22 protein-coding genes and 1 pseudogene are annotated in these 19,902 nt (G+C 66.3%); 12 read left to right on the top strand and 11 right to left on the bottom strand.

The annotated features are described in order from the left end of the window. Positions 1-4 precede the first annotated feature (4 nt). Both AB0L58_RS34560 and moaA read right to left on the bottom strand, forming a co-directional pair. Complete coding sequence (locus AB0L58_RS34560) at positions 5-247, bottom strand: MoaD/ThiS family protein (RefSeq protein ID WP_364393711.1); 243 nt, start codon at positions 245-247, stop codon at positions 5-7. Beyond that, positions 240-1,298, bottom strand: a complete 1,059-nt coding sequence (moaA, locus tag AB0L58_RS34555) for a GTP 3',8-cyclase MoaA (protein ID WP_364393709.1) — start codon at positions 1,296-1,298, stop codon at positions 240-242. Before moaA ends, AB0L58_RS34560 begins: the two co-directional genes overlap by 8 nt. A 140-nt stretch (positions 1,299-1,438) precedes the next feature. Here moaA and glp point away from each other — a divergent pair, with 140 nt between their 5' ends. From glp to AB0L58_RS34535, 4 genes are all read left to right on the top strand, one after another. Next, positions 1,439-2,707 carry a gephyrin-like molybdotransferase Glp gene (glp, locus tag AB0L58_RS34550; protein ID WP_364393707.1) on the top strand — a complete coding sequence of 423 codons (1,269 nt, stop codon included), beginning with the start codon at positions 1,439-1,441 and terminating at the stop codon, positions 2,705-2,707. Next, positions 2,704-3,744: a bifunctional molybdenum cofactor biosynthesis protein MoaC/MoaB gene (gene moaCB, locus AB0L58_RS34545; protein WP_364393705.1), complete on the top strand. Its 1,041-nt coding sequence runs from the start codon at positions 2,704-2,706 to the stop codon at positions 3,742-3,744. Before glp ends, moaCB begins: the two co-directional genes overlap by 4 nt. Continuing rightward, positions 3,731-4,168, top strand: a complete 438-nt coding sequence (locus tag AB0L58_RS34540) for a molybdenum cofactor biosynthesis protein MoaE (RefSeq protein WP_364393703.1) — start codon at positions 3,731-3,733, stop codon at positions 4,166-4,168. Before moaCB ends, AB0L58_RS34540 begins: the two co-directional genes overlap by 14 nt. A gap of 147 nt (positions 4,169-4,315) precedes the next feature. Next, a complete protein-coding gene (locus AB0L58_RS34535) occupies positions 4,316-5,326 on the top strand; it encodes an AraC family transcriptional regulator (protein ID WP_364393701.1) in 1,011 nt (336 codons plus the stop codon). 44 nt (positions 5,327-5,370) lie between these two features. On the opposite strand, the gene AB0L58_RS34530 is transcribed toward AB0L58_RS34535, so the two are convergent. The 4 genes from AB0L58_RS34530 to AB0L58_RS34515 all read right to left on the bottom strand — a co-directional run bounded on the left by AB0L58_RS34530 (position 5,371) and on the right by AB0L58_RS34515 (position 9,243). Continuing rightward, positions 5,371-5,562 carry a hypothetical protein gene (locus AB0L58_RS34530; RefSeq protein WP_364393698.1) on the bottom strand — a complete coding sequence of 64 codons (192 nt, stop codon included), beginning with the start codon at positions 5,560-5,562 and terminating at the stop codon, positions 5,371-5,373. Positions 5,563-5,761: 199 nt separating this feature from the next. After that, entirely contained in the window at positions 5,762-6,793 is a 1,032-nt protein-coding gene (locus AB0L58_RS34525) for a CobW family GTP-binding protein (RefSeq protein ID WP_364393696.1), read from the bottom strand. A gap of 215 nt (positions 6,794-7,008) precedes the next feature. Next, entirely contained in the window at positions 7,009-8,550 is a 1,542-nt protein-coding gene (locus tag AB0L58_RS34520; RefSeq protein WP_364393694.1) for an N-acetylmuramoyl-L-alanine amidase, read from the bottom strand. Positions 8,551-8,763: 213 nt separating this feature from the next. Further along, the gene (locus tag AB0L58_RS34515) at positions 8,764-9,243 is read right to left on the bottom strand and encodes a sigma-70 family RNA polymerase sigma factor (protein ID WP_364393763.1); all 480 of its coding nucleotides are present in this window, start codon (positions 9,241-9,243) and stop codon (positions 8,764-8,766) included. Between the two features lie 264 nt (positions 9,244-9,507). Between AB0L58_RS34515 and AB0L58_RS34510 the strand changes: the two genes are divergently transcribed. The 5 genes from AB0L58_RS34510 to AB0L58_RS34490 all read left to right on the top strand — a co-directional run bounded on the left by AB0L58_RS34510 (position 9,508) and on the right by AB0L58_RS34490 (position 12,700). Continuing rightward, entirely contained in the window at positions 9,508-9,873 is a 366-nt protein-coding gene (locus AB0L58_RS34510) for a hypothetical protein (protein ID WP_364393692.1), read from the top strand. A 52-nt stretch (positions 9,874-9,925) separates the two neighbouring features. After that, positions 9,926-10,675: an SDR family oxidoreductase gene (locus AB0L58_RS34505; protein ID WP_364393689.1), complete on the top strand. Its 750-nt coding sequence runs from the start codon at positions 9,926-9,928 to the stop codon at positions 10,673-10,675. Positions 10,676-10,783: 108 nt separating this feature from the next. After that, a complete protein-coding gene (locus AB0L58_RS34500; RefSeq protein WP_364393686.1) occupies positions 10,784-10,951 on the top strand; it encodes a hypothetical protein in 168 nt (55 codons plus the stop codon). Positions 10,952-11,091: 140 nt separating this feature from the next. After that, the gene (locus AB0L58_RS34495; protein WP_364393684.1) at positions 11,092-12,294 is read left to right on the top strand and encodes an MFS transporter; all 1,203 of its coding nucleotides are present in this window, start codon (positions 11,092-11,094) and stop codon (positions 12,292-12,294) included. 4 nt (positions 12,295-12,298) lie between these two features. After that, positions 12,299-12,700 carry a PaaI family thioesterase gene (locus tag AB0L58_RS34490; protein WP_364393682.1) on the top strand — a complete coding sequence of 134 codons (402 nt, stop codon included), beginning with the start codon at positions 12,299-12,301 and terminating at the stop codon, positions 12,698-12,700. A 17-nt stretch (positions 12,701-12,717) separates the two neighbouring features. Here the strand turns inward: AB0L58_RS34490 and AB0L58_RS34485 are convergent, their stop codons facing one another. Further along, entirely contained in the window at positions 12,718-13,575 is an 858-nt protein-coding gene (locus AB0L58_RS34485; protein ID WP_364393680.1) for a cyclopropane mycolic acid synthase family methyltransferase, read from the bottom strand. A 428-nt stretch (positions 13,576-14,003) separates the two neighbouring features. On the opposite strand from AB0L58_RS34485, the pseudogene AB0L58_RS34480 reads away from it, so the two are divergent. Then, a pseudogene (locus AB0L58_RS34480) lies at positions 14,004-15,101 on the top strand (transcription termination factor Rho, short form); the annotation flags it as partial. A 137-nt stretch (positions 15,102-15,238) separates the two neighbouring features. Here the strand turns inward: AB0L58_RS34480 and AB0L58_RS34475 are convergent. From AB0L58_RS34475 to AB0L58_RS34465, 3 genes are all read right to left on the bottom strand, one after another. Continuing rightward, on the bottom strand, positions 15,239-15,997 hold the full coding sequence (locus AB0L58_RS34475) for a dienelactone hydrolase family protein (RefSeq protein WP_364393678.1): 759 nt from the start codon (positions 15,995-15,997) through the stop codon (positions 15,239-15,241). Positions 15,998-16,045: 48 nt separating this feature from the next. After that, complete coding sequence (locus AB0L58_RS34470; RefSeq protein ID WP_364393675.1) at positions 16,046-17,152, bottom strand: MAB_1171c family putative transporter; 1,107 nt, start codon at positions 17,150-17,152, stop codon at positions 16,046-16,048. Positions 17,153-17,396: 244 nt separating this feature from the next. Continuing rightward, positions 17,397-17,834 (bottom strand): DoxX family protein, encoded by a 438-nt coding sequence (locus tag AB0L58_RS34465; protein WP_364393673.1) that lies wholly within the window; start codon positions 17,832-17,834, stop codon positions 17,397-17,399. A 99-nt stretch (positions 17,835-17,933) separates the two neighbouring features. On the opposite strand from AB0L58_RS34465, the gene AB0L58_RS34460 reads away from it, so the two are divergent. After that, positions 17,934-18,503 carry a TetR/AcrR family transcriptional regulator gene (locus AB0L58_RS34460; protein ID WP_364393671.1) on the top strand — a complete coding sequence of 190 codons (570 nt, stop codon included), beginning with the start codon at positions 17,934-17,936 and terminating at the stop codon, positions 18,501-18,503. Positions 18,504-18,540: 37 nt separating this feature from the next. Then, positions 18,541-18,900 carry a hypothetical protein gene (locus AB0L58_RS34455; protein WP_364393669.1) on the top strand — a complete coding sequence of 120 codons (360 nt, stop codon included), beginning with the start codon at positions 18,541-18,543 and terminating at the stop codon, positions 18,898-18,900. 321 nt (positions 18,901-19,221) lie between these two features. Here the strand turns inward: AB0L58_RS34455 and idi are convergent, their stop codons facing one another. Beyond that, the gene (gene idi / locus AB0L58_RS34450) at positions 19,222-19,899 is read right to left on the bottom strand and encodes an isopentenyl-diphosphate Delta-isomerase (RefSeq protein WP_364393667.1); all 678 of its coding nucleotides are present in this window, start codon (positions 19,897-19,899) and stop codon (positions 19,222-19,224) included. Between the last annotated feature and the right edge of the window lie 3 nt (positions 19,900-19,902).

Genomic DNA, 19,902 nt, shown 5'->3' with positions numbered 1-19,902 from the left:
CGGGTCAGCCGCCCGCAAAGGGAGGGAGGACATCGACACGCGGAGTCAGCGCGACCGACGGGTCGCGGGTGAGTTCGTCGCCGACGAGGTAGGCGCAGACGGCGAGCATCTTGTCGAGGTCGGGCCCGTAGGACTCGGCGAGGGTGGTGCGTAGGTCGGCGACGGTGGCGTGGGCCGGCAAGTCCAGCGTTTCCCGATCCTTGCCGACCGCGTCGGCAATCGCGGCGAAATAGCGGATCTCAACCACCAATGGCTCCCATCGTGCGTTCCGGGGGGACGAAGTCTTCGGCATCGATACCGTGTCCTGCCCATTTGTTCCACATGGCGCCGCGCCAGATGGTGGCGATCTCATCGTCGTCGGCACCCGCGCGCAGTGCCTGACGCACATCGAATTCCTGATCGCTGAACAGGCACGACCGCAGCATGCCGTCAGCGGTGAGCCGGGTCCGGTCGCAGCTATCGCAGAATTTGCGGGTCACCGTCGCGATGATGCCGACCGCCGCCGGGCCGCCGTCGACGAGCCATTTCTCCGCGGGAGCCGCGGGATCGGACCGGCCGGCCTCGGTCAGCGTGAATCGGGTGCCGAGCACGGTGAGCAATTCGGCCGCGGTCACCATGTTGGTACGGGCCCATTCGTGGTCGGCGTCCAGCGGCATCTCCTCGATGAACCGCAGTTCACAGCCCTCGTCCAGACACCAGCGCAACAGATCCGGCGCACCGGCGAGAGTGTCGCGCATCAGCACGGCATTCACCTTCATCGGCGCCAGTCCGGCATCCCTGGCCGCGCGGATGCCCGCGAAGACCGATTCGAGCCGATCGCGGCGGGTCAGGCGCGCGAAGCCGAGCCGATCCACGGTATCCAGCGAGACATTCACCCGGCTCAGCCCGGCGGCCGCGAGACCGCGGGCCCGATGGGCGAGTCCGACACCATTGGTGGTCATCGACAGCGGAACATCGGGCACCCGCTCGTGGCAGCCCGCGATGATCCGCTCCAGATCGCGGCGCAGCAGCGGCTCACCGCCGGTGAACCTGACCTCGCGCACCCCCAACTCCCGCACCGCGAGTGCGACGAGCCGCACAATCTCCTCGACCGTCAGCAGTTCGTCCTGCGGGATCGCGGGCAGGCCCTCCTCGGGCATGCAATAGATACATCGCAGCGAACACTTCTCGGTGATCGATACGCGCAGATCACGTGCGGTGCGACCGAATCGATCAACCAGGAACGGCGTGTCGGGCCGTCCATCGAGCGAGGGCAGCCTGGACCGCACGGCGGGAATCCCCATCTCGACCAACGTCACAAGTCCATTATGACCGGTCCGCGCGCTGTGCCCATGGGCGGACCGCACCATCCTGGGCTCACAAACGCCGAGTTCACCGGGTGAGCGTTCGTGCGATACGACAAGCGAACTCGCTACCGCTCGGCGATTAGGCTGACCGTATGACCTCGCGTGCCGACACCTCCGGTGGCCACCGGCCGAGCCCGCCCGCCACCGCCCGGTCCGTCGACGCCTACCGGGACACCATCGAGGCGCTGCTGCGCCCGCTGGCCGCCCGTGCGGTCGAATCCGTCGCGGTGCCCGCGGCGCTGGGCAGACAGCTGGCCGACGATATCCACGCGCCGGTCGACCTGCCGGTATTCCGCAACTCCGCAATGGACGGATATGCGGTGCGCGCCGAATCGGTGGTGGTCACTCCGGTGACGCTGCCACTGGTCGGGGTGGTCGCGGCGGGTGCGGCCGGACAGACGCCATTGCCGCACGGCGCCGCGATGAAGGTGATGACCGGTGCGCCGATTCCGCCCGGTGCCGATTGTGTGGTGCCGGTGGAGGATGTGCACAGCGATGACACGACGGTGACCGTCGAGCGGGGTCGCACCGCGGGTGAGTTCGTGCGCGAACCGGGCACCGATGTGCGCACCGGCGATCTGCTGGCCCGTGTGGGCACCACACTGGCACCCCGCCACATTGCCGCGCTTGCCGCGGTCGGACTGCCGAATGTGCCGGTATTCCAGCCGATTCGGGCGGCGGTCATCACCACCGGTGACGAATTGGTCGCCGCCGGAACACCATTGCGCCCCGGTCAGATCTACAACTCCAACGGTATCGCTCTCGCCGCCGCGCTCGGCGCCAACGGCGTCAACGTGGTGTCGGTGGAGCACAGCACCGACGATCCGGCGAAATTCCGCGTATTGCTTTCCACCGCAACGAAATCCGCCGATATCGTCTTCACCTCCGGCGGGGTGTCGAAGGGTGATTTCGAGGTCGTCAAGGAGGTATTGCAGCCGCTGGGCGGCGAATTCGGTTCGGTCGCGGTGCAACCCGGTGGGCCGCAAGGACTTACCGTCGTCAATGGTGTGCCGGTGCTGAGTTTTCCCGGAAATCCGGTGAGCACCATGGTGTCGTTCGAGGTATTCGCGCGGCCCATACTGCGCCATATCGCGGGCCTGCCCGAGATTGAGATCTACGAGGTGCCGCTGCGCAATGCGGTGCGCTCCCCCGAGGGACGACGCCAATTCCTGCGCGGGCAGCTGGTGCGCGACGACGGCGCCGCACCCGGATTGCATCGCAGCCCAACGGCCGTCGAGGTCGTATCGGGACCCGGTTCGCATCTCATCGCGGGTATGGCCTGGGCGGATGCATTGATCGATGTGCCCGCCGAAGTCACCTCGCTCCCAGTCGGCGCACCTGTGCGAGTGTGGTCGCTATGAGTGAGTTGTCCCATGTCGATCGGGAAGGTCGCGCCCGCATGGTCGATGTGAGCGCGAAGTCCGACACCACCCGGATCGCGGTCGCGGCCGGTGAGCTGCGCACCACCGCCGAGGTCGTCGCGCTGGTCCGAGCCGACGATATGCCGAAAGCCGATGTGCTCGCCACCGCGCGGATCGCCGGTATCGCGGGCGCGAAGAAAACCTCGGAACTCATTCCGCTGTGCCATCAGCTGGCATTGTCCTCGGTAAGGGTCGAATTCGGCTTCACCGAGGACACCATCACGATCGAGGCGAGCGCGAAAACCAAGGGGCCCACCGGCGTCGAGATGGAGGCGCTGACCGCGGTCGCGGTGGCCGGACTCACGCTGCACGACATGGTCAAGGCGGTCGACCCGGCGGCGACACTGAACGGAGTGCGGCTGCTCACCAAAGAGGGTGGTAAGCACGGACACTGGGAGCGCCCCGCGGAGCAGATACCCGTGGAAACTCCAACGTTCGCCGAGGAACCCGAGGCCACCACGGAAGATAATGCGCCGGAACAGATCTCGGATGCCGACCGGCGCAGCGCCGTAGTCTTGGTCGCTTCCACCGGAGCCGCGGTCGGTACCCGCGTGGATACGACCGGTCCGGTACTCGCGGACTGGCTTGGCGGACTGGGCTTCTCGGTGCGCGGCCCGCTGGTCTACGCCGACGCCGAGATCGATATCGGCTTGGCTGATGCCCTGCGGTTCGAACCGTCGCTGGTGATCAGCACCGGCGGCACCGGCGCCTCGCCCACCGATGCGACACCCGAGGCGACGCTGGCCGTACTGGATCGTGAATTGCCCGGTGTCGCCGAGGCGATTCGGCAACGCGGCACCGCGAAATTCCCACTGGCCGCGCTCAGTCGCGGGGTGGCCGGACTCGCGGGCCGATCGGTGGTGGTGAATCTGCCCGGCTCCCCCGGCGGTGTCAAAGACGGTATGGCGGTACTCGAGCCGCTGCTGGATCATCTGCTCGCGCAAGTAGCCGGAGGCGGCAACCATGACAACAAGTGAATTCGCGGGCGTACGCCTGGCCGGGATCAGCGCAGCACCCCTCGATCCGGCGGTGGTCGAGGCGGCGGTGACCGGACCGGAGCACGGCGCCGTCGTGGTCTTCACCGGCAAGGTGCGCAATCACGATGGCGGACAGGCGGTTTCCGCTCTGGAATATTCGGCGCATCCGGAAGCTGAGCGGTTCCTGCGAAATTGCTGTGCCGACCTCGCCGAGCGCTCCGGACTCCCGGTCGCGGCCGTGCACCGGATCGGGCAGCTGAGCGTCGGCGATCTCGCGATCGTCGTCGCGGTCGCCGCCCCGCACCGCGCCGAAGCCTTCACCACCTGTGCGGAATTGGTGGATCGCATCAAACACGAAGTGCCGATCTGGAAGCGCCAGCTCTTCGCCGACGGGTTGTCGGAATGGGTCAACGCCTGCGGGTAAAGGCCCATTGCGAGTGAATAACCATGTGGTGAGCGCCTGTTGTTGTTACCCGCAACAACACTGTGACGCGAAATTACTGACGATTCAATAGGCGCGGGATAGCGTTCTCCCGCACAAGATACGTCGATCCGCGGTAGGAGGGGCGCATTGGGAACCGATCAGGTATTGCTGCACAGATTCGTCATCTCGCAGCTCATGGATGCGGGACTGGATCGAGATCGGCTGATCCGCGACACCGGCCTACCCGAATGGACCATGGTCGGCGCGGACGTGCACCTGCCGAGTCACACCTTCTCGCGACTCTGGGAACTGGGCGAACACGGGCTCGGCGATCCGAATGTCGCGTTGCATGTGGCCAGCCGCTACAAACTCAGCAGCCTCGGCCTCTACGACTATCTCTTCTCCACCGCGCCGACACTCGGTGCGGGCCTGGCCACCTGCGGCCCGTACGTGGCCGCGGTGACCACCAATCACCGCTTCGACCTGGTCGTCGAGAACGAACATGAGGTCACGCTCTATCTGGACATGATCGATGGCGAGGGCCGCGGCCGCGACCTCACCCAGTTGTGGGGGCTGACCGCGGTGCTCAGCCGAGCACGACGCGTGGTCCGCGAACCGCTGATTCCGTTGCGGGTGACACTGCGGCAGCAGGCACCGGCCGAAATCGATACATTCGTCGAGGTATTCGGTACGACCGCCATCGAATTCGACGCACCGGTCGATGCCATGACCTTCCGCGCCGCCGATATGGAACTACCACTGACCACCAGCGATCCCGTACTCGCGGCCGTGCTGCAACCGCTGGCCGATGCCCTCCCGCCACCGCCGCCCTTGGCGACCGCATGGCCGGATCGAGTGGCGACCGTGCTGGCCGAGGCGCTGGCGGAGGGCACGGTATCGCTGGATCGGGTGGCCCGCCGGCTCGCCACCAGCCCGCGGACGCTGCAGCGTCGGCTGATGGAGGCCGGCACCACTTGGCGGATGGAATTGGAGCGGGCGCGCAATGCCCGGCTCGCGCAGGCGAGCGTGGCGGGGACCGCACTGAGCCGACCACGCCAGGCCGAACTGCTCGGATATTCGGATGTGGGTTCGATGCGGCGGGCAGCCCGTCGACGATCCATGACCCAACTCATGTACCGATCCGACCTACCGGCCTGATCCGCCGCATCCCCACGCACCGCATCCTGCCCCGTCGGGCCCGGTCAGACCTTCAGGAAGGTCGCCGCGATCCGCCAGAAGGTCGCATCCTCGATGGCACGAAAATCCCAGCTGTCGGCAATATCCCGGGATGCGGCGACTATGGCCGGCACATCGAAATCGTCACGGGTCGCGGTGCCCTTGGCCTCCAGCGCGGCGACCACGTACGCGGTGGCACTCTCCCAGGTCTCTGACACGGAACTCTCCAATCGGTCGTAGAGACAAATACGGTCGATTACGGTTCTTGGGCCGAACCGACGCCGCGCGTGCCACTTTCGCTCCGTTGCGCACCTGCCGCGCGCGGCGGGGCAATATCTCAGTTCTATGTCCGCGCGATCGCCGCGCCAAGTACCGAACGCGCCAGCTTCCAACAGAACGCGCCAATCTTTCGAGGCATCAGTGCGGGGCATAGCGCCAGATACCCAGCATGGCATGCTCATCCAGCGGTTCGGCGGCGGTGTGCACCGTGTCGTGCAGTCGCGCCAGTGCCGCGTCGGCGGGCAGCCCCGCACCGATCAGCACCAATCGGGTCATGCGCGATTCGCCGCGCGACCAGGAGTCCGGTTCGAAGACGATGTGGCGACCGACCATGTGCAGCACGAACTTACGGCGTTCGGCCGCAACCCCGAAGGCCGCGAATCCCTTGGCGCGGAACAGGCCGGGCGGCGGATCCTCGAGGAATTCGACCAGGCGGCGTGGATCCAATTCCCGTTCGCTGCTGAAGGACACGCTGGTGTAGTCGTCGTGCAGATGGCGGTGCTCGGCGTGGTCGTGGTCGTGGTCGTCGAGCAGTTCGTCGAAGCTCAATTGTTCGGCGACGCTGGGGATTTCCCGCAGCGGCTCGTCGAAGAGCAGGCCCGGGTCGATGCGGCCTCGGGTCGTCGCGTAGACCGGCACCTGGCCGATCAGGTCGGTGATCTCCTGCCGCAAACCGGTCAGCCGCTCCGGCACCACCCGATCGGCCTTGTTGAGCACCACCAGATCAGCCAGCCGCAGATGGGTGGCGAGTTCGGGATGACGCTCGCGACTATCCGGGAACTGCTCGGCGTCGACCACCTCGACCAGACCGCCGTAGCGGATGCGCGGGTTCTCGCTGCCCACCACCATCCGAATCAGATTGCGCGGCTCGGCGAGCCCACTGGCCTCGACCACGATCACGTCGATCTTGGCACGCGGCTGCGCGAGCCTGGTGAACAGCTCATCGAGTTCACCGACATCCACCGCACAGCAGACGCAGCCGTTGCCGAGCGAGACCATCGCATCGACCTGTCCGGCCACCAGCATGGAATCGATATTGATGGCCCCGAAGTCGTTGACCACCACCCCGATCCGCGTGCCTCGGTTATTGCGCAGCAGATGGTTGAGCAGCGTCGTCTTCCCGGATCCGAGAAACCCGGCAACAATCAGAACAGGAATCGGCGGGGCCACCGGCTGAGTCTAGTGTTTTCGGCAGCGCCTTCGGCGCTGCGTGTTCGCGGCCCCCTTCGGTCTCGCGTCCGAGCCGTCGAGACTCGCGACTTCGTCGCATGCGCTTCGACGGCTCGGACGCGAGACAGGCCGCGAACTCCTCGCTCGTAAGACTCGCTCCGTGGTGGTTACGAATGCGGTCTACTCGTGTCCATGTCCATTGTCGGGCGACTGCATTACTTGGTCGGGCCGAGCAGGGTGCTGGCCAATGTGTACGCGAGGTTGATCAGCTCGGAGGTGATCACGGTGTTGTCCATGCCGAGGGACGTCGCCAGCGGCAGCATCATTTGTATGATCGTGCCGACCAGCGCGGGCAAGGTACCGGTCGTACTCGGGGCGGTCTGGCCCGGCACGAATGGGGAACCGGGCGTTTGGGCCGCACCTGGTGATTGCGGCGAGTTGGGCGCGAATCCATAGCCCTGTGACTGCGGCGAGTTGGGCGACAATCCGTAACCCTGTGACTGCGGCGAGTTGGGCGACAATCCGTAACCCTGTGACTGCGGCGAGTTGGGCGACAATCCATAGCCCTGTGACTGCGGCGAGTTGGGCGAGGGTGCGTAGCCCTGTGACTGCGGTGAACCCCCTTGCGGCGCACCGGGTGACTGCGCCAACCCCGGTGTCTGCGTATCCGGGGAGCTGGGCAGCGGCGCGTATCCCGGTGCCGGTGTGTACCCCTGCGGCGGATCCGATGATGCGGGCGCCGTCGGCACCGTCCCGTCCGATGTCGGCACCGCCGCAGGTTCGGGAACGGCCTGCGGCTGCTGGATGGCCGACGCTTGCGTTCCTTCGGGAACCTGCTGCGTGGCGGGAGCCTGCGGCACCGACTGCGCCGGCGGAACCGATTGGACCGGCGGGGTATCCGACGGCGGAGCCGAGGCAGGCCGATCGGCCGCCGAACCGGTGTACGCCGGAACCGCCCCCGCCTGCTGCGGTGCTCCGAGCAGGAAGCCGACCAGGCCCGTCGTAATGGCCAGGGCGTGTTTGACCTGTCCCTCCGGACTCTCCAGCAGTGCGGCGTCCTCGACATTGGCACCATTGCCCATCTCGAGGAACACATCCGGCACAGTGGTCATCGCCGGACCGGCCACATCGGCGCGCGTCTGCAGACCATCCTGTGCGCCCGCATAATTCGCGGCCGGGAATCCGGCCTCCAGATACGCGTCACGCACGGCCTTTGTCGCCGCGAGACCGGGTCCGGACTGGACCTGATCGGCCTTCGGATCCGGAATCGGCAGCTGCGGCACGATCAGATGGAAACCGCGGTCCTGCGCGGGTGCGCCATCGGCGTGGATGCTGACCGCGACATCGGCACCGGAGGCATTGGCGGCCTGCGCGCGTTCGTCGACGCAGCCGCCCCAGCCGGAATCGTCCTGACGACTGAGCACCACCTTGGCGCCCAGATCCTGCAGCGCAGCCCGGACCAGGTCGGCCACCTTCCAGTTGATGGTGTGCTCGGGTACGCCGTTGACCGTGGTCATGCCGGTGGTCTGGCAGTCCTTGGTGCCGCCGCGACCATTGCCGACTTGCCTCGCCAAGTTCTCGGCGTGGTTGGGACCCTGATGACCCGGGTCGAGGAATACTGTCTTGCCGACGAGTTTCGTGGATATATCGGGCGATGTCGGATCGGCGATCGCGACCGGGGCCAGCCCCGACAGCGTCACCACGACGGCGGCCGTCACGGCGCCGCAGATACCGGTGCTGATGATGCTTGGCTTCATGTGCGGTGTCGGTGCCCCGGGACGGAGCACCCCTCCCTTCCCACTAGTAACACCAAACCCAGTGGTTCACTCTGGCAACGCCAGCATCAGCAAAGCAAGCTACGTTATCGAAATGTTATCGATCTAAATCGGCACATTCTCGCTGATCAGACGACCAAAACCCGGTTCGCACCGCCGCGCGGCGCCGATTGCCGGATGAATGCGGGAGCGGACTCAAGCCCCGATCGGCAAGCGGCGCAACGACCGCAGTGCGTAGTGCACCCGGGTCTTGACCGTGCCGACCGGAATGCCGAAGTCATCGGCCACCTCTTGATAGGCCCGGTCCCGCAGGATCACCTCCACCACCGCGACGCGCTGCGATTCGGGCAGCCGGGCAAGTAGATCGGCGACGAGCAGACCGTCGACGAGGCGCTCGGCGAAATCCGGATCGGCGAAGCGGGCAGCACTGAGCTCGGTGATCTCGTCCCATCCGGCATCCGCGGGCCGGACCGCGCGGGCACGGGCGATATCGATCATGACGTTGCGTTCGATGGCGAGCAGCCAGGTGCGCACCGTGCCCTTGCGTTCGTCGAACACCGCGCAGGAGCGCCAGGCCCGTAGCAGGGTCTCCTGCACGGCCTGTTCGGCGAGACCCGAATCGCCGAGTCCACGCATGGCGCGCCAATGCAGTAGTGCCCGGTCCGCGGCAAGCACGGCGGCCAACCCATCGTCGGTACAGAGCCCAGCACATGCCGTCCCGCAAGTCGGCCGCCGGCCCGCGACGCCGACCACCGGACAAATACCACTCATACAACAGATATCGCGGGAATCCGCGCGAGTGGAATCACCGCCGGCCGGAATCTCGCGATTCCACCGAAATCGACCGCCGAGTCTGGTAGACCTTGGCCCCGGAGATTCGGGGATCTCCGCAGGTCAGCCGCCAGTGGCGGCCAGAGCACAACTCGAGGAGACAGCAGTATGCGTGCAAGCACGCTCGTGATCGCGGGGGCGATGGCGTCCACCGTGACACTGCTGGGCACCGGAACCGCGGCCGCCCAGCCCCGCAACACCATCACCGAAGATGGTGTCTACCTGGTCGGCGTCGATATCTTCCCCGGTACCTGGGAGGCACCGGGCACCCCAGACCCGGCCGTTGGTTGCGACTGGCGGCGGCTGCGCAAGGTCGAAGGCGATAACACCGATCAGCACTACATCATCAATAACGACTTCACCAGGAACAGTCCGGTCCGAGCCGAGATCGCACCGACCGATGTCGCCTTCAAGACCGTGAACTGCGGCGCCTGGCACATGGTGCCGCCGAGCACGGGCTCATTCGGCGGTTGAGTCGAACCCAGGGATATTGACTCGCGTTCAGTAACCGCTATGGTTCGCAACCATGACGCGGAGCAAGATCCTGATCACCGGCGCGAGCGCCGGACTCGGCGCAGCCATGGCGCGGGAATTCGCCGCCAAGGGCCGTGACCTGGCCCTGTGCGCTCGACGCCTGGATGCGCTCGCGGCCCTGCGCGACGAACTCACCGCCGCGCACCCGGGCATTACCGTCGCGGTCCGTGCGCTCGACGTCGATGACCATGCGGCCGTCCCGCGGGTTTTCGCGGAACTGCGCGATGAACTCGGCGGACTGGATCGGGTGATCGTCAATGCCGGTATCGGTAAGGGCGCACGGATCGGCACCGGTCGCACGGATGCCAATCTCGCCACGGCCACCACCAATTTCGTCAGCGCCCTCGCCCAGACCGAGGCGGCACTGGAGATCTTTCGCGGTCAGGAGTCGGGTCACCTGGTGCTGGTGTCCTCGATGAGCGCGGTACGCGGTCTGCCGGGGAAGAAGGCCGCCTACTCCGCGAGCAAGGCCGGACTGGCCGCCCTCGGTGCGGCGCTCACGGTCGAATTCGCGAACTCACCGATTGCGGTGACCACACTGCTTCCCGGATTCATCGCCACCGATATGGCGGCGCAGGCCGGTGACGCACGCATGGTCGCGCCATTGGCAAAGGGCGTCTCGGCGATGGTGCGGGCGATCGAGCGGGAGCGGATTCGCGCTTGCGTGCCGGGGTGGCCGTGGCGACTCGTCGATGTGGTGCTGCCACATCTGCCGCGCGCGGTCGTCGCCCGGCTGAGCTGACGCCAAGGAGGTCGGCGCCGTCGATTCGATGCCGCGCTCGGCACCGCGGCCACCCGGTTCGGTCCGGCCACCACCAGCGGCACCCTGGTCGGCACCGTCACCGGTGCGGTGCTCGGCGGTGTCGCGGGCGGCATTGTCGGCATGCCCGCGCTGTTCGTCGGCGGACCGTTCGGCAGGTGCCACGCCGGGCCGCCGCGGGCGTCACGCTCGGCGCCCGCGGCGGGCATGATCGTCGTCGGTGTGCCCGCCAACGCGATCCAGTTCTTCAGCTCGTAGCACACCGATGCCAGTTGTGCGATGCCTGTCAGGCCGCACAACGCGCATCGTGGCTCGCGTCGAATAGTGCGGCACGGCACCGACATTCGCGGCCTGAACCCGCCAGCACTCGGGGTGCCGGAGTTGCTGGACTGGAGCGCATGTCCACTGCTCTCGAGCCCGCCCCCGCCGTCATCACCCGGCCGCCGCTGATCCGGTGGCTCGCCGTCGTCGCGGTGATGCTCGGCATCTTCTCGATCGTGACCACCGAAATTCTGCCGATCGGCCTGCTGACCTCGATCGGAGCCGATTTCACGATCTCCGACGGCATGTCGGGGCTGATGCTGACCCTGCCCGGTCTGCTCGCCGCGATCGCCGCGCCCCTGGTGACGGTCGCGGCCGCACGGATCGACCGCCGACTGTCGCTGTGCGGCTGCACGTTGTTGCTGGTGATCGCCGATGTGGTGGCTGCGAACGCGCCGCAGTTCTGGGTGGTGCTGGCCTCCCGCGTACTGATCGGGATCACCATCGGCAGCTACTGGTCGATCGCGGCCGGATTGGCCGGACGATTGGTGCCGCCGGAGTTGGTACACCGCGCGACAGCGGTAATTTTCTCGGCCGTTCCGCTCGGCTCGGTGCTCGGCGTGCCCGCGGGCACCTTTATCGGAAGTGTCGCGGGCTGGCGCGCCGGGTTCGTCGTCTTGGGCGTACTGTCCGCGGTGGTGCTGGTACTGCTCGCGGTCGCACTGCCCGCACTGCCCACCGAACAGGCCCTTCACCTGACCACGCTGCGCCTCGGCCTGCGCGGCGCGGGTGTCCGAATCGCCTTGTCGGCCACGTTTTTCGTGGTGATCGCACAGTTCGGCACCTATACCTACGTCACGCCGTTCCTGGAACAGGTCACCGAGGTGAGTGCCGGCACGATCACGGTGCTGCTGCTGATCTACGGCGTCGCGGGTATCGCCGGGAACTTCCTGGGCGGCACCATGTTGGGCCGTCCCCGGCTTGCGCTCGGCTTCGCGGCGAGTGCGATGGCGGCCGCGATGCTGCTACTGCCGGTGCTGGGTCACTGGGAGTTCGGCACAGTCGCACTGCTGATCGTCTGGGGTATCGGATACGGCGGTGTGCCGGTGGTGCTGCAGACCTGGTTCGCCAGTGCGCTGCCCGATGTGCCCGAGGTGGCGTCGGTGCTGTTCACCGCCGCGTTCCAGGCGACCTTCTGCATCGGTGCGCTGGTCGGCGGGGTGATCGTGGATCGGACCTCGCCCGGGACAGTGCTGCTCTGCGGCGGCGCGACCGTGCTACTCGTACTGCTCATTACCTCGGGGGTAATCGACGCGCGCCGGATCTATCGGGCAGGCTGACTTCATGATCGATGAGGCGGGCACCAAGCTCTTTCACCAGTCCATGCCGTTCACCGAGCGCATCGGCGTCGAGGTGCTCGAACACGGCGCCGCATTGGTGCGCAGCCGGATCGCCTGGGACGAATCGCTGTGCACGCTGGGCGGGGTACTGCACGGTGGGGTGCTGATGTCGCTCGCCGATGGGACCGCCGCGGTATGTGCATTCCTGAATCTGCCCGAGGGCAAGCAGGGTACGACGACGGTCGAGTCCAAGACGAATTTTCTGCGGGCCGTGCGTTCCGGCTATGCGATCGCGTCGGCGCGACCGCTGCACGCGGGACGGTCCTTCATCGTAGTGGAGACCGAAATCCATGATGACGCAGACAAACTCGTCGCCAAGGTGACCCAGACCCAGGCCGTACTCTGATCCGAGGCCCGCCGGGTTCATTTCACCATCGTGAACTGCATGACATCGATGTGCCCGCTACGGAAGTACTGGGCACATCCGGTGAGGTACTTCAGGTATCTCGCGTAGACCTCCTCGGAGGCAATCCGCACCGCCTCGCTGCGATGGTCCGTCAATGCCTGGGCCCAGTAGTCCAGCGTGCGCGCGTAATGCAGCCGCAGCGGCTGGATCCGCTCGGTGCCGAATCCGGCCTGTCCGGCCAGACGGGTGACCTCGGTGGGCTGGGGCAGCTGTCCGCCGGGAAAGATCTCGCGCTTGATGAAGATGTGGAAAAGCGCGGCTTCCCTGGTCACCGGAATATTCATGCGACGCAGGTCGTTGAGTGTATGGCCGATAATCGTATGTAGGAGCATCCGGCCGTCGGGCGGAAGCATGCGGTGGCAGCGCGCGAAGAATGCGGGGTATCGCTCGCGACGGAAATGTTCGAACGCGCCGATGCTGACGATCCGGTCCGCACATCCGTCGAATTCCTCCCAGCCCTGCAGCAGAATCTCGACACCTGCCACACCCCGCCGATCGATCTCCGAGCGGACGTGCTCGTACTGATTGTGGCTCAAGGTGAGGCCGACGACCTTCACGCCGTAACGCTCGACCGCACGGAACATCGTTGCGCCCCAACCGCATCCGATATCGAGCAGGGTCATCCCGGGCCGCAGATCCAATTTGCCGAGCGCGAGATCTATTTTGGCGAATTGGGCCTGCTCCAGGGTCATATTGTCACGCTCGAAGTAGGCGCAACTGTAGGTCATCGACGGGTCGAGGAACAGTCGGTAGAAGTCGTCGGAGACGTCGTAGTGCGATTGGACTTGCCGGTAGAACGGTTCGAACTCGGCCATTGCAGCTCCTACCGTCGATCGGTCTCGGCCGGATACCCACTGATACGAGATACACCGCCGCGGCGTTTCGCATGATCGGCTACCGATACGAAAATGTGGCTCGCTCCGGTCGTCGTGGCCGGGCTGTGACCATTGCGCAACAGCCGTTCGACGATGTATCCTCGGCCCTGTCCTTGTGGATGCTGATATCCCGGCCGCTCAGAGCCCCGGGCTTCCCACAGGATCTCTCCGCTTCCCGACCACGCATGGTGGTCCACCCCGTTCCCGGAGCCCCACAGGGACATTCACCGCAGCGCGCCACGTCGCCGCTGCCTCACACGGCAATTCGCCGTATCCCACGCAAAGGAAAAACCATGAAAGACAACACATTTCCCGTATCACACGACGGGGATGCGGCGGCCGAGGACGCTGCGCGCCCCGTACGATCCGTCAGCGGCATCCTCGACATCGCCGACAACCGTGCCGCCGCCCTCCGGGTCGACGAATACCTCCCGGGTCCGCAAGACGTGCATGTGCCACCCCGGCTGATCCGCGAATTCGGTTTGCGCCGTGGCGATTTCATCGTCGGCATGGCTGAGCCGGCGCGCAGCGGCAAGCTCGACCCGCTGGTCCGCATCGAATCGGTCAACGGATACGATCCCGAACGCGCCGCGGCCCGGCCCCACTTCGAGGACCTCGTCCCCATCTATCCCAATCAGCGGCTGCGCCTGGAGACCGAACCGCATGCCATGACGACCCGGGTCACCGACCTGGTCATGCCCATCGGCAAGGGCCAGCGCGCACTCATCGTGGCACCGCCCAAGGCAGGCAAAACCTCTGTGCTGCAAGCGATCGCGCACGGTATCGCGAAGAATCACCCGGAGTGCGAACTGATGCTGGTACTGGTCGGCGAGCGTCCCGAGGAGGTCACCGATCTGGCCAGGTCGGTTCCCGCCGATGTCGCGGCCGCCACGTTCGACCAAACGCCACGCGAGCAGATCGCACTGGCCGAACTCGCCATCGAACATGCCAAGCGCCAGGCCGAAATGGGGCGAGACGTCGTCGTGCTGCTCGACTCGCTGACCCGCCTGGCCCGCGCCTACAACAACGCGGCCCCGTCCTCCGGGCGCGTACTTTCCGGTGGTGTCGATGCCGCCGCGCTCGCGCCGCCGAAGAAATTCCTCGGCGCCGCACGCAATTTCGAGAACGGCGGCTCGCTCACCATTATCGCCACCACCCTGGTCGAGACCGGCTCGCTGGCCGATACCGTGATCTTCGAGGAGTACAAGGGCACCGGCAATGCCGAGCTGAAACTGGATCGCGCCACCGCGAGCCGTCGGGTCTTCCCCGCCGTCGATATCGCCCAATCGAGCACCCGCAAGGACGAATTGTTGCTCACCCCGGACGAATTGGCGGCCACCCACCTGCTGCGGCGCACCCTCGCCGCGGTGGACGGTCAGCAGACCATCGAACTGCTGCTGGAGGGGCTGCGCCAGGCCCCGACCAATGCCGAATTCCTGGCCCAACTCGGCGTCAAGCGGCACTGATCCGCTCGACACGTCGCCATTAAGGCTCCGTTAAGGCCCTGTCAAGTGCTCCGAGGAATATTTATTACAGCCCGATCGGGCCTGTCTTCGGAGGGGGAGACAGGGCCGGTCGGGCTCGGCTCGTATTCGGCTCGGGCTCAGCCCAATTCGGCAGCGAACAGCTCGGATGTCCGCTGCCACGAATCCGTGGCAGCGGCTTCGTCGTACGGCTCCCGGCCGGGGAAGAAGAAAGCGTGCCTCGCGCCCGGGTACACCACCGATTCGTGCCGCACATCGGCCTGATTCAATGCCGTCTCGAGCTGTTCGCGCTGCGCGGCGTCGATGACGTGATCGAGTTCGGCGAAGAACAGCACCAGCCGCACATCCCCCTTGGCGATGTCCTCGGTCGCCGCCAGCAGCGGCTCCGGCCGACTCAGCGCGGTGCCCGCCGTGGTCAGCCAGCCCGGGTAGAAGACGGCCGCTGCATCCAGCTCCAGTCGGGTGGCCGCGAAGTAGGCCAGATGGCCACCGAGGCTGAAGCCGAGCACACCGGTCTTATCGGTGGCGCCGCCGTGTTCGCGGGCATAGGCGATGGCGGACCGGAAGTCGGCCTCGACACCATCGCGGGTCAGCTCGTCGAGCAGGCCGAAGGCACGCATCCGGTTCTCGTCGGTCTCGGCCAGGCCCGCCGCCGTCTCCGGACCCGAGCGGTGATAGACGTTCACGACGAAGGCCACATACCCGAGCGCGGCGACCCGATCGACGATCCGACGCGCGTCCTCGGTGAGTCCCCACAGCTCGGCGCCGACCAGAACCGCCGGAAATGTGCCGGTGCCCTGGGGGCGAGCGAGATAGCCATTCAGGGTTGAGCCGTCCACTTCGAGGTCGAACTGCCGGGAAACGATCTTGTAGGTCATGGGATACAGCCTATGACCGGGTGCGGCCCGTAGCACCCGATGCGAGCTTCATCGCACCGCGGTCTTCGGCCAGACGCGGGCGAGGCGGAGCAGATGCCGGACTTCGGTGTCGAAATCATGGGCGGTCACGCGCGGTCGCGGGCCGGATCCGACCACGACGGCCAGTTCGCCTGCCTTTCTGGCACGTACGGCGTATGCGAGACGGTGCGCGTAATCGGTTATTTCCCAGTCTGATTCGACCTGATTGGGCGGTTGCGCGGGCGCGGCGGGGAGGTAGGAACCGAGGTGTAGCAGTGCGTCGCGGATCTCTACGGTCATGCGGAACAGTCGGGCGACCGGATCCGCACCGTGTCGCGCGTCGGCGGGTAGCACTATCGCCGGTACCGCCGCGGTGAGGTCGCACCACAGCGGCCGCAGTCGGCGACAGATTCGGCCCTCGCGGTCCCAACCTGCCAGCGCGAGCAAAGTGCTGAACAAAGGGATGGCGAGCAGGGTCACATTGAGAATCACGCAGAGCACGAAATCGAGTTCGCCGCGCGGCAAATGCGGACCGAGGTCGGGTCGTCCCGTCAGCAGCTGAACGGCGGACAGTGTCTGATTGCTCAAGACGAAGCCGCCACTGCTGGCGAGAATCCAGCACACCAACTGCATCTTGACGCTCAGGTTGCCGAGGCGGAGTTCGTGAATGCCCCCGAGCAGGAATACGACCATATTGACGGCGAGCGGTGCAGCATAGGCGATCCCGAAGATCGCCGCGGGCCCGTGCGCACTCAGATCGACCGGGCGCCCGTTGTCCTGCGCCGCCATCCCGGCGAGCAGCATGACGACGGTGGCAGCCGCCGCGAGGTAACCGCACCGACGCAGCCGCTGCCATACCGCCGTCGGCTCGGTCTCGGCGCGAATGTATCGCGCGATGACATAGAGGTGCATGGTCGTCATGACCACGCAGCCCGATGCGAGGGCGTAGACCGGACTGGTGACGCTCGGCGTCGAGTCGCATCGGTACCAGAGCAGGGCGGCGATGCTCCAGACCAGGTTCCGATTGATGAGCTGATCGATGATCGTGTCCCGCAACAACATCAGCCGCCCCATCGTGATGGCGCCGACGTAACCGAGCACCAGCCAGCCGAATGCCGCGGGAACCAGTGATGTCATCGATGCCCTCTCGACCGCGAAACTCGTGCCCGTCGGAGGATACCGACGTGAACACCCATGCCATGGCGCTGTGGCACGGACTGCCGGTCGTACCCGAGCAACCGCCACGGGTCGGTGTCGAAATCATGGGCCATTCGCGGCCGGGCGCCGCACGTCGGCGGTCGCGGAGCCGTACGGGACACCTGGGGCGCACATAACAGTGCTGGCACACCGAATTCAGTGTGCCAGCAACCGGTTCCGCGGATCAGCCGAGCAGCACGAGGGTGGCTGCGCCGAGGAAGACGAGCTGAACGACGGTGCGCAGCGGCAGCGGCATGGTTTTGATGCCGATATCCGCCCGTGCCGCACGGATATTCGCCGGGAACATCACGATCAGCAGCAGGATCAGGCCCGCGGCCGCCAGTTCGGAAATGGGTGGGATCAAAAGGCCTATCGCGCCGCCGATTTCGAGCAGGCCGGTCAGGGTGACCCAGCCCGCGGGGTTGGGCAGCCGCGGCGGCACCATCGCGACCAGCGCGCCGCGCTTCGGCTCGACGAAATGCGCACTCGCGGTGAGCGCGAACATCGCGGCCAGCCCGAGCGCGGCGGCGTGCGGCCAGGAGTCGAGCCAACCGAGGTTGCCGAGCCAGCCGATGAACCGAGCGAGTCCGGCGATGACGATGAGTACAACCAACGGTGCCATCAGAGTCTCCTGTGGGTCGAGCACCTAATCTTGACAGTGACAAGATTAGGTCTGGGCGGGGAACTTGTCAATGGCTAGATTTTGGGCGACCATCGAGACATGGCGAAGAGCGGTTATCACCACGGAGATCTGCGGGCCACCATCCTGGCCGCGGCGGCCGACCAGATCGCGACCGACGGCGTCGACGCGGTATCTCTGCGCGGGCTGGCCCGCCGGGCCGATGTCTCGCATGCGGCCCCCGCGCACCATTTCGGCGACCGCGCGGGGCTACTGACCGCACTGGCCATCGAAGGCTTCGACCTGCTCGCCGCGCAGCTGGCCGCGGCCGGGCCGGAGTTTCGCGAGGTCGCGGTCGCCTACACCCGCTTCGCGCGCGAAAATCCCGGTCATTTCGATGTCATGTTCCGGCGCGAGCTACTGCACGCCGACGACGAGCGCCTGGTCACCGCCCGGACCGCGGCGGGTGCGGCGCTGCGTTCCGGCGTCTCGGTCATGCAGCCCGACAACACCGCTGAACAGCAACAAGCCACCCGACTCGCCGCCTGGTCACTGGTCCACGGCTTCGCGGCGCTGTGGCGTGAAGGGGCGCTACAGGATTCGGCGCTCGGTGACAGCTCCGACCCGGAAGCCCTGGCCCGCCGGATGATCGGCACCGTCCACTTCGAATAACCACGGCCCGTTGGCCTTTGGCCGTAAGTTCGCAGACATGGATATCCACGCCTACCCCACCGAGGCGAATACTCCGGTGGATCTCGCCGAGGCACAGCGCATCGCCGACCACTACCTGCCCACCGATGCCGGCATCAGCCACCTGCTCACCGAATTCGACGCGGGCTTCACCGTCGTCGCCATCCTCCCCCCACCACCGGGTATCGACCCACACAAACCCCCACACCCACCGGTCATCGGCGGTTCGGTCTGCGTCATCGATAAACCCACCGGCGCCATCTCCTACTGGCCCACCTACCCCACCGCCGTAGTCGCCGAACAGTACACGCAGGCAATGCAATTCGGCCGCCTCGTCATCGAGGACAGCTGGCCGGAAGATGACGGTGCCGAAGGCTAGGGCAGGTGGGCGCTGATGGCAGTTGCCCGAACTTCGGCGAGGTGGCGTCAAAGTTTCGTTGCGAGGCAACGGATCACGGTTCCCAGGTCCGATGAGCGGGCGCGCGCGACACTGGTCGGGCACACCCGGCCGGGTCTCACCTGACCGATCGCACCCTGGGAGACATCATGAACGAGTCCGCCATTCAGCTGCCGACCGCCGGCGAGCCGGTGTTCCAGACGTTCGATCGCATCCGCCGGCGCGGTCCGGTCGTTCCGATCGAATTGGCTGGCGACGTCGCGGCCTGCGACCCCATTCAGCAGTTCGCGGACTCGAACAAGATCAGGTGGAACCCATGGCGGCATCGCCCGACTTGGAGCCCCCGCCACCAGTTCCACCTGATCTTGTTCCTTTGGAGGGCTCGGGTAGGTGCTCTCGGTCGAGGGCCTCCTTGCTGTCCGCTTGCATGAAATCGGCTGCACGCGTGGCGATATCGAGGACGCCGCTTAACCACGGAGTGTAGGAGTCGGGTGCCGCCGAGATGTCTTCGAGCAGGTCGGCGGGGTCGGCCCAGAGGCATTCGGAGACCTCGGCCGGATCGGGGCGGGGTAGGTCGCTGGGGATGAGGCCGACCAGGACGTGGTCCCATTCGTGCTCCACCTGGTCGCCGCGCGGGTCGGCGGCCCGGTAGCGGTAGATGCCTGCCTCGGTCAACTCCGTGACCGCTAGGTTCAGCTCCTCCATCAGCCGGATCGATGCCGCGGCGAGCACGTCCTCACCGGGTGCGGGATGGCCGCAGCAAGTGTTCGAAAGTCGTCGCGGGAAGCGGGTTTTGACCGCGGCGCGGCGTTGCAGCAATATCCGTCCGGACGCGTCGTACAGCAAGACCGAGAAGGCGCGGTGCAGTTGACCGGGCGCGCGGTGTGCATCGGCCACGGAACGTGCTCCGATTGCGCGGCCGTGCTCATCGACCAGTTCGACGAGCAGAGTCTCACGATCGGTGCGAATCTCGGTGGTCATAGT

Origin of the sequence: Nocardia sp. NPDC052112 (assembly GCF_040680135.1) — a bacterium.
Taxonomy (GTDB): domain Bacteria; phylum Actinomycetota; class Actinomycetes; order Mycobacteriales; family Mycobacteriaceae; genus Nocardia.
This window is presented reverse-complemented; position numbering and strand designations above follow the sequence as displayed.

What these genes read in the sequence shown, in the direction of transcription:
- AB0L58_RS34455 (WP_364393669.1), top strand. Translation starts at nt 18,541, where the DNA reads ATGGATATCCACGCCTACCCCACCGAGGCGAATACTCCGGTGGATCTC.
- AB0L58_RS34470 (WP_364393675.1), bottom strand. Translation starts at nt 17,152, where the DNA reads ATGACATCACTGGTTCCCGCGGCATTCGGCTGGCTGGTGCTCGGTTAC.
- AB0L58_RS34465 (WP_364393673.1), bottom strand. Translation starts at nt 17,834, where the DNA reads ATGGCACCGTTGGTTGTACTCATCGTCATCGCCGGACTCGCTCGGTTC.
- moaCB (WP_364393705.1), top strand. Translation starts at nt 2,704, where the DNA reads ATGAGTGAGTTGTCCCATGTCGATCGGGAAGGTCGCGCCCGCATGGTC.
- AB0L58_RS34510 (WP_364393692.1), top strand. Translation starts at nt 9,508, where the DNA reads ATGCGTGCAAGCACGCTCGTGATCGCGGGGGCGATGGCGTCCACCGTG.
- AB0L58_RS34490 (WP_364393682.1), top strand. Translation starts at nt 12,299, where the DNA reads ATGATCGATGAGGCGGGCACCAAGCTCTTTCACCAGTCCATGCCGTTC.
- AB0L58_RS34475 (WP_364393678.1), bottom strand. Translation starts at nt 15,997, where the DNA reads ATGACCTACAAGATCGTTTCCCGGCAGTTCGACCTCGAAGTGGACGGC.
- AB0L58_RS34505 (WP_364393689.1), top strand. Translation starts at nt 9,926, where the DNA reads ATGACGCGGAGCAAGATCCTGATCACCGGCGCGAGCGCCGGACTCGGC.
- idi (WP_364393667.1), bottom strand. Translation starts at nt 19,899, where the DNA reads ATGACCACCGAGATTCGCACCGATCGTGAGACTCTGCTCGTCGAACTG.
- AB0L58_RS34460 (WP_364393671.1), top strand. Translation starts at nt 17,934, where the DNA reads ATGGCGAAGAGCGGTTATCACCACGGAGATCTGCGGGCCACCATCCTG.
- AB0L58_RS34495 (WP_364393684.1), top strand. Translation starts at nt 11,092, where the DNA reads ATGTCCACTGCTCTCGAGCCCGCCCCCGCCGTCATCACCCGGCCGCCG.
- AB0L58_RS34540 (WP_364393703.1), top strand. Translation starts at nt 3,731, where the DNA reads ATGACAACAAGTGAATTCGCGGGCGTACGCCTGGCCGGGATCAGCGCA.
- AB0L58_RS34520 (WP_364393694.1), bottom strand. Translation starts at nt 8,550, where the DNA reads ATGAAGCCAAGCATCATCAGCACCGGTATCTGCGGCGCCGTGACGGCC.
- AB0L58_RS34485 (WP_364393680.1), bottom strand. Translation starts at nt 13,575, where the DNA reads ATGGCCGAGTTCGAACCGTTCTACCGGCAAGTCCAATCGCACTACGAC.
- glp (WP_364393707.1), top strand. Translation starts at nt 1,439, where the DNA reads ATGACCTCGCGTGCCGACACCTCCGGTGGCCACCGGCCGAGCCCGCCC.